General features: G+C 72.7%; 16 protein-coding genes. 7 read left to right on the top strand and 9 right to left on the bottom strand.

The window, feature by feature from the left end; genetic code table 11:
* Positions 1-152 precede the first annotated feature (152 nt).
* A complete protein-coding gene (locus AB0J53_RS12640; RefSeq protein ID WP_364171486.1) occupies positions 153-1,964 on the bottom strand; it encodes an ABC transporter transmembrane domain-containing protein in 1,812 nt (603 codons plus the stop codon).
* Positions 1,965-2,608: 644 nt separating this feature from the next.
* Complete coding sequence (locus tag AB0J53_RS12635; protein ID WP_219508506.1) at positions 2,609-2,803, bottom strand: CsbD family protein; 195 nt, start codon at positions 2,801-2,803, stop codon at positions 2,609-2,611.
* 120 nt (positions 2,804-2,923) lie between these two features.
* Here AB0J53_RS12635 and AB0J53_RS12630 point away from each other — a divergent pair, with 120 nt between their 5' ends.
* The gene (locus AB0J53_RS12630; RefSeq protein WP_364171484.1) at positions 2,924-3,277 is read left to right on the top strand and encodes a DUF488 family protein; all 354 of its coding nucleotides are present in this window, start codon (positions 2,924-2,926) and stop codon (positions 3,275-3,277) included.
* Here AB0J53_RS12630 and AB0J53_RS12625 read toward each other — a convergent pair.
* The gene (locus AB0J53_RS12625) at positions 3,258-3,731 is read right to left on the bottom strand and encodes a PPOX class F420-dependent oxidoreductase (protein ID WP_219508504.1); all 474 of its coding nucleotides are present in this window, start codon (positions 3,729-3,731) and stop codon (positions 3,258-3,260) included. The genes AB0J53_RS12630 and AB0J53_RS12625 overlap by 20 nt on opposite strands.
* A gap of 88 nt (positions 3,732-3,819) precedes the next feature.
* Between AB0J53_RS12625 and AB0J53_RS12620 the strand changes: the two genes are divergently transcribed.
* Entirely contained in the window at positions 3,820-5,160 is a 1,341-nt protein-coding gene (locus AB0J53_RS12620; RefSeq protein WP_364171481.1) for a protein kinase, read from the top strand.
* A gap of 81 nt (positions 5,161-5,241) precedes the next feature.
* On the top strand, positions 5,242-6,501 hold the full coding sequence (locus AB0J53_RS12615) for a C39 family peptidase (protein ID WP_364171479.1): 1,260 nt from the start codon (positions 5,242-5,244) through the stop codon (positions 6,499-6,501).
* Here the strand turns inward: AB0J53_RS12615 and AB0J53_RS12610 are convergent, their stop codons facing one another.
* On the bottom strand, positions 6,502-6,897 hold the full coding sequence (locus AB0J53_RS12610) for a MerR family transcriptional regulator (protein ID WP_219508501.1): 396 nt from the start codon (positions 6,895-6,897) through the stop codon (positions 6,502-6,504).
* 72 nt (positions 6,898-6,969) lie between these two features.
* Here AB0J53_RS12610 and AB0J53_RS12605 point away from each other — a divergent pair, with 72 nt between their 5' ends.
* Positions 6,970-8,019, top strand: a complete 1,050-nt coding sequence (locus tag AB0J53_RS12605; RefSeq protein WP_364171477.1) for an aldo/keto reductase — start codon at positions 6,970-6,972, stop codon at positions 8,017-8,019.
* Here AB0J53_RS12605 and AB0J53_RS12600 read toward each other — a convergent pair.
* The 4 genes from AB0J53_RS12600 to AB0J53_RS12585 form a co-directional block, all read right to left on the bottom strand.
* On the bottom strand, positions 8,016-8,708 hold the full coding sequence (locus tag AB0J53_RS12600; RefSeq protein WP_364171475.1) for a sulfotransferase family protein: 693 nt from the start codon (positions 8,706-8,708) through the stop codon (positions 8,016-8,018). The two genes, AB0J53_RS12605 and AB0J53_RS12600, sit on opposite strands and share 4 nt — an antisense overlap.
* A gap of 70 nt (positions 8,709-8,778) precedes the next feature.
* Positions 8,779-10,029: an FAD-dependent oxidoreductase gene (locus tag AB0J53_RS12595; protein WP_364171473.1), complete on the bottom strand. Its 1,251-nt coding sequence runs from the start codon at positions 10,027-10,029 to the stop codon at positions 8,779-8,781.
* Positions 10,030-10,150: 121 nt separating this feature from the next.
* Positions 10,151-11,686, bottom strand: coding sequence for a helix-turn-helix domain-containing protein (locus AB0J53_RS12590; RefSeq protein ID WP_364171471.1), 1,536 nt, complete (start codon positions 11,684-11,686; stop codon positions 10,151-10,153).
* Positions 11,687-11,722: 36 nt separating this feature from the next.
* Positions 11,723-12,193 (bottom strand): hypothetical protein, encoded by a 471-nt coding sequence (locus AB0J53_RS12585; RefSeq protein WP_364171469.1) that lies wholly within the window; start codon positions 12,191-12,193, stop codon positions 11,723-11,725.
* A 149-nt stretch (positions 12,194-12,342) separates the two neighbouring features.
* Here AB0J53_RS12585 and AB0J53_RS12580 point away from each other — a divergent pair, with 149 nt between their 5' ends.
* Genes AB0J53_RS12580 through AB0J53_RS12570 form a run of 3 tightly spaced genes read left to right on the top strand, consistent with a single transcriptional unit; the run spans position 12,343 to position 15,171 of the window.
* Positions 12,343-13,539 (top strand): histidine kinase, encoded by a 1,197-nt coding sequence (locus tag AB0J53_RS12580; protein ID WP_364171467.1) that lies wholly within the window; start codon positions 12,343-12,345, stop codon positions 13,537-13,539.
* 14 nt (positions 13,540-13,553) lie between these two features.
* On the top strand, positions 13,554-14,210 hold the full coding sequence (locus tag AB0J53_RS12575; protein ID WP_364171465.1) for a response regulator transcription factor: 657 nt from the start codon (positions 13,554-13,556) through the stop codon (positions 14,208-14,210).
* Positions 14,211-14,220: 10 nt separating this feature from the next.
* On the top strand, positions 14,221-15,171 hold the full coding sequence (locus AB0J53_RS12570; RefSeq protein ID WP_364171463.1) for an NAD-dependent epimerase/dehydratase family protein: 951 nt from the start codon (positions 14,221-14,223) through the stop codon (positions 15,169-15,171).
* On the opposite strand, the gene AB0J53_RS12565 is transcribed toward AB0J53_RS12570, so the two are convergent.
* Positions 15,168-15,803, bottom strand: a complete 636-nt coding sequence (locus AB0J53_RS12565; RefSeq protein WP_364171461.1) for a hypothetical protein — start codon at positions 15,801-15,803, stop codon at positions 15,168-15,170. The two genes, AB0J53_RS12570 and AB0J53_RS12565, sit on opposite strands and share 4 nt — an antisense overlap.
* Between the last annotated feature and the right edge of the window lie 10 nt (positions 15,804-15,813).

Genomic DNA, 15,813 nt, shown 5'->3' with positions numbered 1-15,813 from the left:
GGCACGGTCAACGTGAACGGGCACGTCCGTGGGCTGATCACGGCGCCGTGGTGCGAGGAGTACAACCGCCGGTACGGCGCCTACCACCCGCACTGGGCCGACTCCTACCGTTCGAACTGGCCGCACTCCTACCGTCCGCAGTGGCAGCAGCCCTACGGCCCGTGGACCGGCCCGTGGACGGGCCCGTGGAACCGTCCGGCCTCGTCGGCGACGACGACCGCGCCGCGCTCGTCCTCGGCACCGGCGGCACCGTCGACGCCGTCGGCTTCGTCCTCGCTGCTGGACAACATCGGCGTCACCGGGCTGCTCAACAGCCTCGGGCTCTCCCGCTGAGCCCCGAGCCGCTTCAGGCGGATCCGGCTCTCCCGGCCGGCCGGCTCCAGCTCGATCACGCGTGCGTCCTGTGGCAGGTGACGCAGGTCGTGGGTGATGAGGATGGTGGTCCGGCCGGCCATGAGCCGCCGCAGCGGCTCCATGATGCGCGTGGCCGTGGCCTGGTCGAGGCCGGTCATCGGCTCGTCGAGGACGAGCACGGGGGCGTCGCGCAGGATCGCCCTGGCGATGGCCACGCGCTGCCGCTGCCCCCCGGACAGCAGTCTGCCCCGCTGCCCGACCTGGGAGTCGTACCCCCGGGGCAGGGTCCTGACGAAGTCGTGCACCCCGGCGAGCTCGGCGGCGCGGATGACCTCGTCGTGGGTGGCGTCCGGCCGGCCGTAGGCGATGTTGTCGCGTACGGTCCCCGAGAACAGCAGCATCTCCTGGTGCAGGATCGTGATGTTGTCGCGCAGCGACGCCCTGGTGAGCTCGCGGATGTCGTGGCCGTCGAGCAGCACGCGGCCGGTGTCGGGGTCGTAGAACCGCAGCAGCAGCTTGGCCAGCGTCGACTTGCCCGCGCCGCTGGGTCCGGTGAGCACGACGAGCTCGCCTGGTTCGGCGGTGAACGACAGGTTCTGGAGGGCGGGCCGTCTGCGGCCGGGATAGCGGAAGCCGACGTGCTCGAAGCCGACGCGGCCGGCGGCGCGGCCGGGCAGCGGCCGGGCGCCGGGGGCGTCCTCGACGGCGGGCCTGGTCCTGAGCACCTCCATGACGCGGTCGGAGCCGGCCGCAGCCTCCGACACGGTGAGCGCGATCTCGCCGAGGCTCTGCACGGCCGGGTAGAGCATGGCCAGGTACGCGGCGAAGGCCAGCAGGCCGCCCAGCGTGAGCCGTCCGGCGGCGATCTCCCACGCGCCGACGCCCAGGATGACGATGAGGCAGACGGTCTCCAGCACCTGGACGGCGGGACCGTACAGGCCGGCGAGCCACGCCTGCGACAGGTTGGCGCGCAGCCAGCCTCGGCCGGTCGCGTGCAGCCGGGCCGATTCGGCGGACTGGCGGTTGTAGGACTGGACGAGCGCCTGGTTGGCCAGCCCCTCCTCGATGACGCTGTTCATCTCGCCGTTGCTGGAGCGCTCGCGCGCCGAGGCCACCCTGAAGCGGGAGGCGAACATCTTCGACACCACGAGGAAGGCGGGGACCAGCGCCATCGTGATCAGGGCCAGGTCCCAGCGGACGTAGAAGGCGGCGCCGGCGAAGAAGACGACGCTGGCGGCCGTGGTGAACAGCTTGACCAGGCCCGATCCCATCAGCTCTTCGATGGCCTCGATGTCGTCCGTGAGCCTGGCCATGAGGTCGCCGAGGCGGCGGTTCTCCCCGTAATCAGGCGAGAGCGTCTGGATGTGGGTGAACACCCGGTCACGCAGGCTCAGCAGGAAACGTTCGGCGCCGACGGCGGTCGCGTACGTGCCGGTGAGCGAGGCGACGCCGGCGACGGCGGCGAGGCCGAGCCAGGTGAGCGCGGGCCCCCAGAACGCGCCGAGGTCGCGGGTGGTGAGCACTTCATCGGTGATCCGGCCGAACAGGCCGATCGCCGCGACTTCGCAGAGCGCGGCGACCGCGGCGAAAACGACGCCCGCGGCGAGCAACCAGCGCAGGCCGCGGGTGTTGGGCCAGAATTCACGGAAGGTGCGGCGGAGGGAGACCGCCGGCGCGAGCGCCGGACGGTCTCCCCGCCTAGGAAAAGAGAATGAGAGACGGCGGTCGGCCCGCCGACTCTCACGGCGTTCTCTTACCACCACCACCGCCTACGACGGCAGCCACCGTAGTAACGGCGGCGCCGACAGCAGCGGCGACGGTAGCAGTGGGACCGGTAACCACTCTGAATGAGAGTCATTTCTCCTCCCCCTGTTTCTAGTGCCCTAAAGGGACACTAGTCCTGATATACCCGTAAATCACCCCAATCACTTCGGCCAAAGAAGACTTGACCGGTCCCACCCGTTCCTTTTTGTTGCGGTAAATGGGCGGAAATGGGCTAGGTGATCAAATGCCCGGAGGGAAAATGCGGTGAATCCAGCCTTTGCGGGGAAACGGTCCGGCCTGCCGCCGCGACCTTGTGGAGCGCCTGAGCGTCACCGTGGAACCCGGCCCGCGGGCCCGTCAAGAACGTCAAGCACACGGAAGGGGCCGGGGAGGTGTTTCGCCTTGGTACGGCGAGCCCTCCCCGGCCCCAGGTGCATCGCGTGCCTCAGTGCTTGAGGCAGTGCCCCAGCGCTTGAGGCGGTGCTGTGCCTCAGTGCTTGAAGGCGTCCTTGACGTTGCGGGCGGCGTCCTTCGCCTTCTCGCCCGCCTGCTTGACCTTGCCCTTGCTGCGGTCGGCGCGGCCCTCGGCCTCGAGGCGTTCGTCGTCGGTCGCCCGGCCCACGCCCTCCTTGGCCCTGCCCTTCAGCTCTTCGGCCTTGTTCGAGATCTTGTCGTCGGCGCCCATGTCGGCCCCCTGTCTGTCGCTTGATCCGGGCCTGCCTCCTATCCGAGCCCGGTGCCGGAAAACCTCCCCACGGCATGGCGGACACGTACGGCTCCCGGGGTCAGGGGCATCATCCAGAGCATGGGACCGATCGAGATCCAGCGCGTCTACGACCACGAGCCGGCCGAGGGCGCGGTGTTCCTGGTGGACCGGATGTGGCCGCGCGGGGTGCGCAAGGATGACCTCCGGCTCGACGGCTGGGCGCGGGACGCGGCGCCCTCGACCGAGCTGCGCAAGTGGTTCGGGCACCGGCCCGAGCGGTTCGCCGAGTTCGCCGAGCGCTACCGCGAGGAGCTGGCCGGGCGCGACGACGCCGTCCGGCCGCTGCTCGACGCCGCCGCGAAGGGCCGGGTGACGCTGCTCTACGGCGCCAAGGACACCGAGCACAACCAGGCGGTCGTCCTGCGCGACTACCTCAAGGAGCGGGCGGGCTGAGCCGCGCCGGGAAGCCGCCGGTCGCGATCGGGCCCCAGCGTTCGATGCGCACGCGGATCAGCGACTTGTCCTGGCGGCGCATGGCCTCGCGGTACTCGTCCCAGTCGGGATGCTCGCCGGAGATGCACCTGAAGTACTCGACCAGGCCCTCCAGCGCCTCCGGCATGTCGAGCACCTCGGCCCGGCCGTCGACCTGCACGTACGGGCCGTCCCAGTCGTCCGACAGCACGCAGATCGACACGCGGTCGTCGCGGCGCGCGTTGACGGCCTTGGCGCGGTCCGGATAGGTGGAGATCACGATCCGGCCGTCACCGTCGACCCCGCAGGTGACGGGCGAGAGCTGCGGGCGGCCGTCGGCGCGGGTGGTCGACAGCAGGCCGTGGTGCCGGGGACGGAGGAAGTCGAGCAGCTCGGGCAGCTCCACCCGGCTGGCCGTCGCGATCCTTGGAGCCATTTCACCTACCTTTCCATAGCTTCAGACGACCTTCCAGTACTCGTACGAATGCGTTGCGTGATGTCCGTTGATCGGGTAAGCCAGTGACATGTCCTTGGAAGGGTGGTTACTGGGCGGGCGCTACCGGTTGCTCTCGAAGCTGGGAGAGGGCGGCATGGGCGCCGTGTGGCGGGCCCGCGACGAGCTCCTCGACCGTGAGGTCGCGATCAAGGAGGTGACGGCCGCCGGGCAGCGGGCGGCCGACACGATGCGGGAGGCGCGCATCGCCGCCAAGCTGACGCACCCGAACATCGCCGCCGTCCACGACGTGGTGCTGGCCGGCGAGCGGCCGTGGATCGTCATGCAGTACGTGCCGTCGAGCAGCCTGGCCCGGATGATCGCCGACCGGGGCCCGCTGGCCGTGCCGACCGTGACGCGCATCGGGCTGGAGGTGCTGGCCGCGCTCCGCTACGCGCACGCCTCGGGGGTGCTGCACCGGGACGTGAAGCCGGGCAACATCCTGCTCACCTCCGAGGGGCACGCCATCCTGACGGACTTCGGGCTGGCGACGACGCTGGACGGCGAGCCGTCGTCGGGCCGGCCCGGCGTGGTCGTGGGCACGCCGGCCTACATCGCGCCCGAGCGGGCCGGCGGCGGGCCGTCCACGGCGCTGAGCGACCTGTGGTCGCTGGGGGCGACGCTGTACGCGGCGGTGGAGGGCCGGGCGCCGTACCGGCACAGCAGCGAGCTGGCCACGCTGAGCGCGGTCGTGAGCACCCGCCCGGACCCGTTCGAGCGGGCCGGTGAGCTGGCGCCGCTGATCGGCGGGCTGCTGGAGAAGGACCCCGAACGCCGCACCGGCGCCGCCGAGGCGCACGCGCAGCTGACCGCCCTGCTGGGCAAGTCCGAGCCCGCGCCGCCCGACCGGCCGACGGGCGGGGCCGCCGCACAGCGGACGGGCCGCGGGCGGCGCTGGTGCGCCGGTGGGCGGCGGCGGGAGACGGCGGGGCTGCTGGCGCTGGCCGGGATCGTCGTGGCCGCCACGTCGTGGAGCGCCACCCCCGTGGCGGGCCCGCCCGTGCCCGCCCCGCACCCCACCACCACCGCGACCGCCACGGCCACCGCGACGGTCACCGCCACGGCCGAGCCGGCGCCGGAGACGACGCGCCCGCAGACGACCCCGTCGGACGCGCCCCCATCGGAACCGACCACTTCGGAACCGACCCCGTCGGAACCGACCCCGTCGGAACCGACCCCGTCGGAACCGGCCACCCCGTCGGAAGCGACGCCCCAGAGCAGGACCACGCAGTCGGACACGACGACCCAGGCCGGCGAGACGTCCCATGCGCGCCCCCGCCGGGCCGCGAACTCGTCCGACCGGCAACGGCCCGACCAGCCCCCCGGTCAGGCCAGGAAGAAGACCGACCACGGCAAGGGCCCCAAGCGCTAGTTACGTACATTTGCCGATGCGTTCCCATACCCGCCGTGCTTACTGTCTGCCGGTTCGAACGCCGTCCGTGAAGGTGGGTACATGCGTACGTTGACCGCGTTCCTCTCCACCGTCGTGCTGGCCACGGCGCTCACCGCGCCCACGGGCCAGGCCGTCGCCGCGGCGAAGCCCGCGGCGGGCCAAGCCGACGTCGTCTACCAGCGGGCCGACTTCGCCGGCGGCACCGCGGAGGGCACCACCGCCGGCGACGGGCTGTCGTTCGCGAGCGTCGCGGGCACCGCCTCCTACACCGACGCCCTCGGCACCCGGACCTGGGAGTACGCCCGCTGGACCGGGCCCGAACGGCAGACGGGCTTCGGCGCGACCGAGCTGATCGCCTCCTGGACGGCCGACATCCCGGCCGGGAGCTGGATGCAGGTCGAGGCACGCGCCCGGCACGCCGCCGGGCTGACGAAGTGGTACGTGCTGGGCCGCTGGGCCTACGGCGAGGGCGACATCCGCCGCACGTCGGTGCCCGGCCAGGGCGACGCCGACGCGAACGTGGCCGTCGACACGCTGGTGGCCGCCGACGGCCGGCTGATCGACGCCTACCAGCTCCGCGTCACCCTCTACCGGACGCCGGGCTCGGCGGTGACGCCACGGGTGCGCACGCTGGGCGCGATGGCCTCGCACGTCCCGGAGCGCAAGAGGGTCCCGGTGAGCCCCGGCGGCGGCGCGTGGGGCACGGAGCTGGACGTGCCGCGCCGCTCGCAGAGCATCCACTCGGGCCACTACCCGGAGTGGGACGGCGGCGGCCAGGCGTGGTGCAGCCCGTCCTCGACCACGATGGTGCTGGGCTACTGGGGCCGGTGGCCGAGCGCGCAGGACACCGCCTGGGTGGACCCGTCGGACCCGAACCCGGAGGTCGACCACGCGGCGCGCTACACCTACGACCACGCCTATCAGGGCGCGGGCAACTGGCCGTTCAACGTCGCCTACGCGGGCCGCTACGGCGTGGACGGGTTCGTGACGCGGCTGCGGACGCTGACGGAGCTGGAGAAGCTGGTCGGCGCGGGCATCCCGGTGATCACCTCGCAGTCGTTCAAGAAGGGCGAGCTGCCCGGCGCCGGGTACGGGACGGACGGGCACATCATGGTGGTCGTCGGCTTCACCGAGAACGGCGACGTGATCGCCAACGACCCGGCCTCGTCCAGCAACGACGCGGTGCGCCGGGTCTACCCGCGGGCCGACTTCGAGAACGTGTGGCTGCGCAGCTCCAGCAGCGGCGGCGTGGTGTACGTCATCCACCCGCCGGGCCACGCGCTGCCCGCCACGACGCCGGGGCTGCCGGCCAACTGGTGATCACAGCCGTGAGACGCCGCACGCCCGGCCGGGCGAGTCGGCGACGCGGTCCTCGTACACGCCGACCTTGAACGTGATGAGGTCCAGGCAGCGGGTGAGCTCCTCGATCTGGCCGCTCACCCGCTCCTGGTGGGCGCGCATCAGCTCCAGGCGCTCGTCCTCGGTGCCGGGGCCCTGGCGGACCAGCTCGGTGTAGCGGCGGATGTCGGGCAGCGGCATTCCGGAGGCGCGCAGGAGCACGCACATGCCGAGCCAGTCGACGTGGTCCTCGGTGTAGACGCGGCGGCCTCCGGCGTCACGCTCGACGGGGTGGGCCAGGATGCCCTCTTGCTCGTAGAAGCGCAGGGCGTGCACGCTCAGGCCGGTGCGCTCGGCGACCTGCGAGATGGTCAGCATGGTGTCCAGTTTGACCTAGAGCCGACTCTAACTCCTAGCGTGCGGACCACGTACCGGACTCTTGGAGGGACCATGCGTTACCGCGCTCTCGGCGGCACCGGCATCGAGGTGAGCACGCACTGCCTGGGGACGATGATGTTCGGCTTCGTGGCCAACCAGGACCACGACGAGTGCGCCAGGATCATCCACACGGCGCTCGACGCGGGCGTCAACTTCGTCGACACGGCCGACATGTACTCGGCGGGCGAGTCGGAGGAGATCGTCGGCAAGGCGCTGGCCGGGCGGCGCGACGAGGTGGTCCTGGCCACGAAGGTGCACTTCCCGATGGGCGAGGGGCGCAACCGGGGCGGCAACTCGCGGCGGTGGATCGTCATGGCGGTCGAGGACAGCCTGCGGCGGCTGCGCACCGACTGGATCGACCTGTACCAGGTGCACCGGCCGGACCGCACGACCGACGTCGAGGAGACGCTGGGCGTGCTCGGCGACCTGGTGCGGGAGGGGAAGATCCGGGCGTTCGGCTGCTCGACGTTCCCGGCGGAGCAGATCGCCGAGTCGCACCACGTGGCCGAGCGGCGCGGGCTGGCGCGCTTCCGCACCGAGCAACCGCCGTACTCGCTGCTGGCGCGCGGCGTGGAGGCGTCGGTGCTGCCGACGTGCCAGAGGTACGGGATGGGCGTGCTGACGTGGAGCCCGCTGGCGTCGGGGTTCCTGACGGGCCGGATCCGCAAGGGCGGGCCGATCGACCTGTCCAGCGGCCGGGCCCGCATCACCCCGGCCCGGTTCGACCCGGCGATCCCGGAGAACCAGGTCAAGCTGGACGCCGTCGAGCGGCTGATCGAGCTGGCCGGCGACCTCGGCTGCACGCTGCCGGAGCTGGCCACGGCGTTCCCGCTGGCGCATCCCGCCGTCACGTCCGTGATCATCGGGCCGCGCACGCCGGCCCAGCTCGAAGCGAGCCTGAAGGGCGCCTCGCTCGTCCTCGACGACGCGGCGCTGGACCGCATCGACGAGATCGTCCCGCCCGGCGTGAACCTGTACCAGCCGGACGGGGCGTGGCGCCCTCCGTCGCTCACGGACCCGGCTCTGCGCCGCCGTCCGCTCGGCGACCGGCCGGCCGCCTAGCGCGGCTCGATGACGCCCTCCCGCACCAGCCTGTCGAGCGTGGCGGCCATCGCCTTGGCGTCGTTGAGGTGCGGGAACGGCTCGTCGGGGACGTCACGGCGGAGGAAGCGGCACAGCGGCTCCCAGCCCTCGCGCACGTCGAAGACCAGCAGCCGGTCCGCCGGCAGGCTCGCCCTGGCCTTGTCCACGTGCCGCTCGAAGGCGGCCAGCGCGACCTTCTCCTCCGGCATGCCGTCGGTGAAGGTCCAGTCGTCGAGGCCGAACACGTCCCGCCCGATCTCGGTGAGGAGCGGAGTGATCAGGTCCATCCTGCCGAACACCGCCGCGGCGGCCTCGGGCAGGTCGGGCGGCAGCTCGCGGCCGGGGCCCTCGGCCATGAGCGTGCCCATGCTCACGTACCAGGCGTGCGGGTCGCGTACGGTCAGGACGACCTTGGCGTCGGGGAACGCCTCGGCCTGGGAGCGGTAGAAGTGGGAGGCCGGCCAGTCCTGGGAGGAGCGGTAGCCGTCGAACACCCGGGCCCAGTCGGGCTGGGCATCGCCGGCCAGCGGCGCCCAGCGCTCGGCGATGCCCGGCTTGGTCATGACGTCGAACATGTGGAAGCAGGGCCCGAACCCCAGCCGCTCCAGCGCGGCCTTCATCGAGCTCGTCCCGGTGCGCGGGAACCCCGCGCCGATCACCTCTAACATGTTGGGCCTCTCGCTCTCGGGAATGCCTACTCCCATTAGAGACACAAGAGGCCCGCAATGTGACAGGAAGTCAGCGAGTCGGGTCAAACGCCCGCAGCGCCTCGGGCTGCTTGCCCGTGGTGATCTGCTCGGCGAGCATGCGGCCGGTGGCCGGGCCGTGGGTCAGGCCCCACATGCCGTGGCCGCCCGCGACGTAGATGCCGGGCACCCGGGTGGCGCCGATCAGCGGCATGCCGTCGGGGGTGACGGGACGCGGGCCCACCCACGTGTCGGTGCGCTCCTCCCAGTGCACGCCGGTCAGCAGCGGCTTGGCGGAGGCGATGATCGCGTCCACGCGGCGCTGGAAGAGCGGGGCGTCCGGGTCGCGGAACTCCATCGTGCCCGCGACGCGCAGCTTGCCCTGGTACGGGGTGCAGGCGACACGCACGGCGGGCAGGTAGATCGGGCCGCGCACCGGCTCGTCCGTCGGCACGGTGAAGGAGTAGCCGCGCCCGGCGCGTACCTGGGTCCGCACGCCCCACTCCTTGGCGAGCCGGTTCAGCCAGGCGCCGGTGGCGAGCACGACGGCGTCGGCCTTGACGGTGTCGCCATTGGCGGCGCGCACGACCTGCTTGCCGCCCTCCTGGTCCACGCCGGTCACGGTGAAGCCGTCGCGGATGACGCCGCCGCGCGCGGTGACGGCGTCGGCCAGCGCGTGGGTGAACGCGCCCGGGTCGACGTAACGCTGCCCGTCGAGCCGGATGCCCGCCTCTGCCTGCACGGAGAGCTGCGGAGCCTGCTTGCGCAGCTCGGCGCCCTCGAAGGCGGCGTAGCGGATCTCCAGCCCGGAGTCGTTGATGCGGCGCAGCTCGTGCAGCAGCGAGACGGCCTGCTTCGGGGTGCGGAAGGCAGCCATGATCGGCGCCTCGACGGTGGGGGCCTCGACGCCGCTGGCGGTGAGGACGTCGAACGCCTCCAGGCACTCCTCGTTGAACGGGAGGTTGGCCCGGACGGCGCGGCCCCAGTCCTTCCAGTTGCAGTGCAGCGCGAACCGGGTCAGGAACGCCCACAGCCCCACGTCGGGCGTCGTCGGCACGTGCAGCGGCGCGTCCCGGTCGAGCAGGGAGCGCAGGCCGTAGCGGAGCACGCCGGGCTCGTTGAGCGGGATGGCCAGGCCGGGCGACAGCCAGCCCGCGTTGCCCCAGGAGGAACCGGCGGCGACCCCGTCACGGTCGACCACGGTCACCTCGACGCCGCGCTCCTGCAGGAACCAGGCGGTGGACAGGCCCACCACACCGGCGCCGATCACCACTGCCGTTCGCGGCCCGCCGTCGATACGCATTGCCACCCTCTCCGCTCTGTCGCGTTACACCTGCAGGATCGCCCGTAGGACGCGAGAACGGTTCATCTGCGTGCGACAACCGGGGGGCCGTCGTTTGTCCGGCCAGGACAACGCGGCCCGGCTAGGGCGACGCGGCGGCCAACGCGATGATCATCGCCAGTCGCTTCTCCGGCTGGTCGAGGCCCAGATCGGTGATCGCGGTCATCTTCCTGAACCGGTAGCGCACGGTGTTCGGGTGCACGCCGAGCCGGGTGGCGGCCACGGCCAGATCGCCCTGCGCCTCCAGCCAGGCGCGCAGCGTCTCGATGTAGCGGGTGCCGTGCTCGGCGTCGTGCCTGGTCAGCTCGGCGACGGGACCGCGCGCCGGGGTGCGGCCCGCCGACGCCGCCGCGCGCAGCCGCTGGAGCAGGATCGCGTCCCACGACTCGTCGTAGACCACGGCCAGGTCGCCGTCGGGCCGGGCGGCGCGCAGGGCCAGGCTCTCGTCCGCCTCCTGCCTGCTGGCGGGCAGCTGCGCGGGCACGGCCGGGCCGCCGACCCCGGCCATCAGCGTGACCCGGCGCGGCAGCACGTGCGCGATCGCGGCCACCCAGTCGCGGGCGGGCGTCGGCTCGCCGCCGCTGGGCAGCACCGTGTAGAGCGTGTTGCCGAACAGCGCGCTGCGCCCCGGCCGCGACCAGCCGAACCCGGTCGTGGCCCGCTCGAACGCCATCAGGATCGCGGCGTGCGCCTCCTCGCCGACGTGCGCCTGCAACGCGATCACCCGGAACTGGCCACCGGGCAGCCCCAGCCGGCTGATCAGCGCGGGGGCGTCGGCGGTGCCCTCCAGCAACTGGATGACCAGGTCGGACTCCACCTGCCGCTCCAGATCGGCGCTCACCCGCGAGCGCAGCAGGTGCAGCGCGACGGCCCGGGCGCCGTCGGCCAGCACGGTCAGCGGCGCGCCCTCCAGCGGACGCTCGCACTCCACCCAGATCGACCCCAGCAGCTCGCGCCCGGCCCGCACGGCCACCACCATCCGGCCGCGCAGCCCGTGCTCCGGCGACGGCGCCACGAACACCGGCTCGTCGGAGGTCGCCAGGTGGCGGAAGACCCCTTTGCGCGCCAGCAGCCGCCGCATCGAGTCGGGCACCCGGCGGCCCAGGATCGTCTCCAGCCGGACCGGGTCGGAGCTCTGCTGGGAGCCCGAGTAGGCCAGCACCCGCGACATCTGGTCCTCGATCGTCACCGGGTTGCCCAGCTCGCCGGCCAGCGTGTCGGCGAAGGCGAACAGGTCGGTCGGGCCGCGGCCCGCCTCGGTCTCGCGTCCCTCCAGGACCAGGCCGTACACCACGCCGAGGAGCTGGCTCCAGGACACCTCGGGGTCGACGGCGAGCACGGCCATCCCGGCGTCGCGGGCGCCGGTCAGCGCCTCGTCGTCGCCCGGGACGCCCTCGCGGACCAGCACCACGACGGCTCTGGCGGCGCGGGCCAGCCGGATCGCCTCGGCGGTCGACTCCACGCCCACCGCCAGGTACACGTCACCGCCGGCCGGCCGGTCGTCGGCCGGATCGTGGACGACGACGCTGCGCAGCTCGACGCCCCGGGAGGCGGGCGCCAGCCGCAGCCGCGCGCCGTAGCCTCCCAGCACGTTCACCAACCGGTCCAGCTTCAGCATCCGCGCAGCGTACACGCAGGATGCCCGCGGCGGAGGTCAGCCGCAGTTGGCGAGCCTGCCGCGCTTTCCGACGGCGGTGGCGTAGTTCCGCGTGCCGTTGGTCGTCCTGCCCTCGAAGTCGACGCACTGGCCCTTGCCGTAGCCGATGGCGGCGGCGTAGTACTTGTACGTCCTGGCCGTCAGCGTGCCCGGGTCACGGTACGCGCCGCCGCCCTGCACCTTGAGGATCGCCTGGGTGTAGGTGGACTTGCCGGCGTACCTGGTCTTGATCATGGCGACGCAGTTCTGCTGGCTGGCGCGGTTCCACATCAGATAGACGTAACCCCACGTCGAGCCGCGGTGCTTCACCGCACGCTTGTTGTCGCTCACATGCGTCCAGCCGCCCCGTCCGGACTGCTCGGCGCACGCGGCCTCAGGGGTGTAGGCGGCGGCCATCGCCGGCGCCGGGTGCAGGAGGACCGTGCCGGCGCCGAGCATGGCTGCCAGGGCGAGGGCCTTCTTACGCACGTGGTACGTCCTTTCATCGGGAACGAAGCGAGATCATGTTTGCATATGGATGATCCTCTTTGTGGGGTTTTGGGGTAGGGGAAAGTCCACCTGAAGGCTCCTCGTGCCCTCACTGACCGGAGATGTCCGTTCTCCATAGGCTGCACGACATGTCCAACGCCTGGTCCGCGCTCCGCGGCTCCCCCTTCAGGTTCCTGACGTCGCGCTGGCCGTGGCGTGGCCTGGTCTACACCCTCGTCCACGCCCTGCTGTGGGCGCCGGGGGTCGTGGCCGTCAGCCTGCCGCTGCTGTTCCCGTTCTGGGCCGCGTACATGGCCAGGATCGAACGCCGGATGGTGCGGCTGGCCGGGTTCGAGGCCATCCCCCGGCCGCCGGGCCCGGGCGGGCTCGCCAGGCTCCAGCAGCCGATGTTCTGGCGGGAGGTGGCCTTCGCGGTGGTGCAGCTCGCGACCGGGCTGCTGTCCGTCGTGTTCCTCGCCGTGGCGGCCGCCCTGTCGGTGCTCTGGGTGGTCGTGGCGCTCGTCGTGTTCACCGCGATCGAATGGCAGACGCGGCCCGAGCCGCTGGAGCTCACGCTCGCGCTCGCCGCCAGCCTCCTCGCCACCGTGGCGCTGCCGTACGTCTCGACCCTGCTCGCCTGCGGGCAGAGCTTCCTGGCCACGACGCTGCTCTCCCCCCGGATGGACGAGCTTCAGTCGCAGGTGACGTCGCTGGCCAGGGCCAACATCGCCGAGCTGGAGCGGTTCGAGGGCGAGCGGCAGCGCATCGAGCGCGACCTGCACGACGGCACCCAGCAGCACCTGGCCACCGCCGCGATGCGCCTCGGCATGCTCGAACTGGAGCTGCGCGAGTCCATCCCCGCCGGGCCCCGGCAGGACGCCGCGCTGGAGTCGCTGGAGGCCGTCAGGCGCGAGAACGAGCTGGCCCTCGACACCCTGCGCGACGTCGTGCACGGGCTGCGCCCCCGCACGCTGATCGACGACGGGCTCGGGGCCGCGCTGCGCGAGCTCGGGCACCGCATGCCGGTGCCCGCCACGGTCGAGGCCGACGGCGTCGGGCGGCTCCCGCTGCCGGTCGAGTCGTCGCTCTACTACATCGCCAGCGAGGCCGTCGCCAACGCCGTCAAGCACGCCATGCCCGACCGGATCCACGTCACGCTGGCCGCTCCCGGCGACCGCATCGTGCTGACCGTCACCGACGACGGCCTCGGCGGCGCCAGCTCGGCGCGCGGGACCGGGATCGTCGGCATGTACGAGCGGGCTGCGATGCTCTCCGGCGACCTCGTCGTGGACAGCCCGCCCGGCGGCCCCACGAGGATCGTCGCCGACATCCCCCGCCCTCGATGAGCGACAATGGGATCATGCGTGTGGTGATCGCCGAGGACGCGGCCCTGATGAGGGAAGGGCTGGTCGCCCTGCTCCAGCGCTTCGGCCACGAGGTCGTCAGCGCCGTCGAGGACGCCGACGAGCTGCTGCGGGCCGTCGCCGAGCACCGCCCCGACGTGGTGATCACCGACGTGCGGATGCCGCCGCGCAACCTCGACGACGGGCTGCGCGCCGCCCTGGAGATCCGCGCCGCCCATCCGGGCATCGGCGTCCTGGTTCTGTCGCAGTATCTCGGCGACGCCTACGCGGCCAAGCTCATCGCCGAGCCCCGGGGCGGCGTCGGCTACCTGCTGAAGGACCGCGTGGGGCGCGTGACCGACTTCATGCACTCGCTCGACGTCATCGCGGGCGGCGGGATCGTCATCGACCCCAAGGTCATCGGCCACCTGATGGCCGCCAACCGCCCGCGCGCCATCGACACGCTGAGCGAGCGCGAGCGCGAGGTGCTGGGCCGCATGGCCGCCGGGGAGAGCAACAGCCACATCGCCGCCGGGCTGCACGTCACCGAGGGCGCGGTGGTCAAGCACATCGGCAACATCTTCGCCAAGCTCGGACTCCAGGCGGAGGACGGCAACCGGCGGGTCCTGGCGGTGCTCACCTACCTCCAGGCGGCCGGCGAGCCGCGCATCTAGGCTGGTCCCCATGCGCACTGTGGTGATCGGCGCCAGCGGGCACATCGGCACCTACCTGATCCCCCGGCTCGTCGAGGCGGGACACGACGTGGTGGCCGTCAGCCGCGGCCGGCGCGGCCCCTACACCCCGCACGGCGCCTGGCGGAAGGTCACCACGGTGGTCGCCGACCGGGAGGCGGAGGAGGCGGCCGGCACGTTCGGCGAGCGGATCGCCGGCCTGGGCGGCGACGCGGTCATCGACCTGATCTGCTTCGAGCAGTCCAGCGCCCGGCAGCTCGCCGAGGCCCTGGCCGGGCGGGTGCGGCACTTCCTGCACTGCGGCACGATCTGGGTGCACGGCCCCAGCGAGCAGGTGCCGACGACGGAGGACCGCCCCCGGCGGCCGTTCGGCGACTACGGGATCAAGAAGGCGGCCGTCGAGTCCTACCTGCTGCACGAGAGCGGGCTGCCGGTCACCGTGCTGCACCCCGGGCACATCACCGGGCCCGGCTGGGTGCCGGTCACCCCGGCGGGCAACGTCGATCCCGCCGCCTTCCAGACGCTGGCCGACGGCGACGTGCTGACCCTGCCCAACCTGGGGCTGGAGACCGTCCAGCACGTGCACGCCGACGACGTGGCCCGGCAGTTCACGGCCGCGCTGGCCGCCCGCTCGGCCGCCGTCGGGGAGAGCTTCCACTGCGTGGCCGCCTCCGCGCTCACGCTGCGCGGCTACGCCGAGGCGGTGGCCGGCTGGTTCGGGCGGGAGGCGCGGCTGGCGTTCCTGCCGTGGGAGCGGTGGCGGGAGACCGTGCCGGAGTCGGACGCCGAGATCACCTACGACCACATCGCGCACAGCCCGCACTGCTCGATGGCCAAGGCCGAACGCCTGCTCGGCTTCCGCCCCCGCTACACGCCGCTGGAGGCGGTCGCCGAGGCCGTCGACCGGCTGGTCCGCGACGGGATCGTCCACGCGCCCGCCTAACGCAGCCGGGCCACCGTGACCAGGCCCATCACCAGGTGGACCACGGCCACCAGGAGCACGGCCGCGACCGCGACCGGCAGCGGCGGCAGGACCCAGGCCGCCGCCGCGCACGCGACGCCGACCAGCGTCGTCGCCAGTCCGCCCGGCCGTTGCGCCCGCTTCCACTCGCGGGCCGGCGCCCCCGGCAGGTCCGGGGTGACCCTCGGCAGCGCCCGGCCCAGCGCGACCAGCAGCAGGCCGAGGGAGGCGGCCATGATCTGCTCGACCGGGATCGCGTACCCGGCGGTCCAGACGAGCAGTCCCGTGTGGAGGACCAGCAGGAACGGCGGCAGCGTGCCGAGCACCACGCTCAGCGCGGCCCGCGACGGCGTGAGCGTGAACAGCGTGTTCAGGACCGCCGGGGCCCGCCGCCCCACCACGACGCCCGCGCCCAGGGCTGCCACGACGAGCACCAGCGCGGCCGGGAGCGCCCCGGCGGCCAGCAGTCGCGGCACCCGGACCCCGGCCCGGTCGGGCGTGGCCTCCCGGGTCGTGATCAGCTCCGGCAGCGCGTCCCACAGCGCCCAGCTCACGGCCAGCATGGCGGCCAAGGAGAGCGTGGCGATGACGGCTCCTGTCCTGGGGAAGTTCATGGCACCGACC

It is taken from the genome of Nonomuraea sp. NPDC049725, from assembly GCF_040674795.1.
GTDB classification, from domain to species: domain Bacteria; phylum Actinomycetota; class Actinomycetes; order Streptosporangiales; family Streptosporangiaceae; genus Nonomuraea; species Nonomuraea ceibae.
Note: the sequence above shows the minus strand (reverse complement) of the source record. Positions and strands in the feature narration are given on the sequence as shown.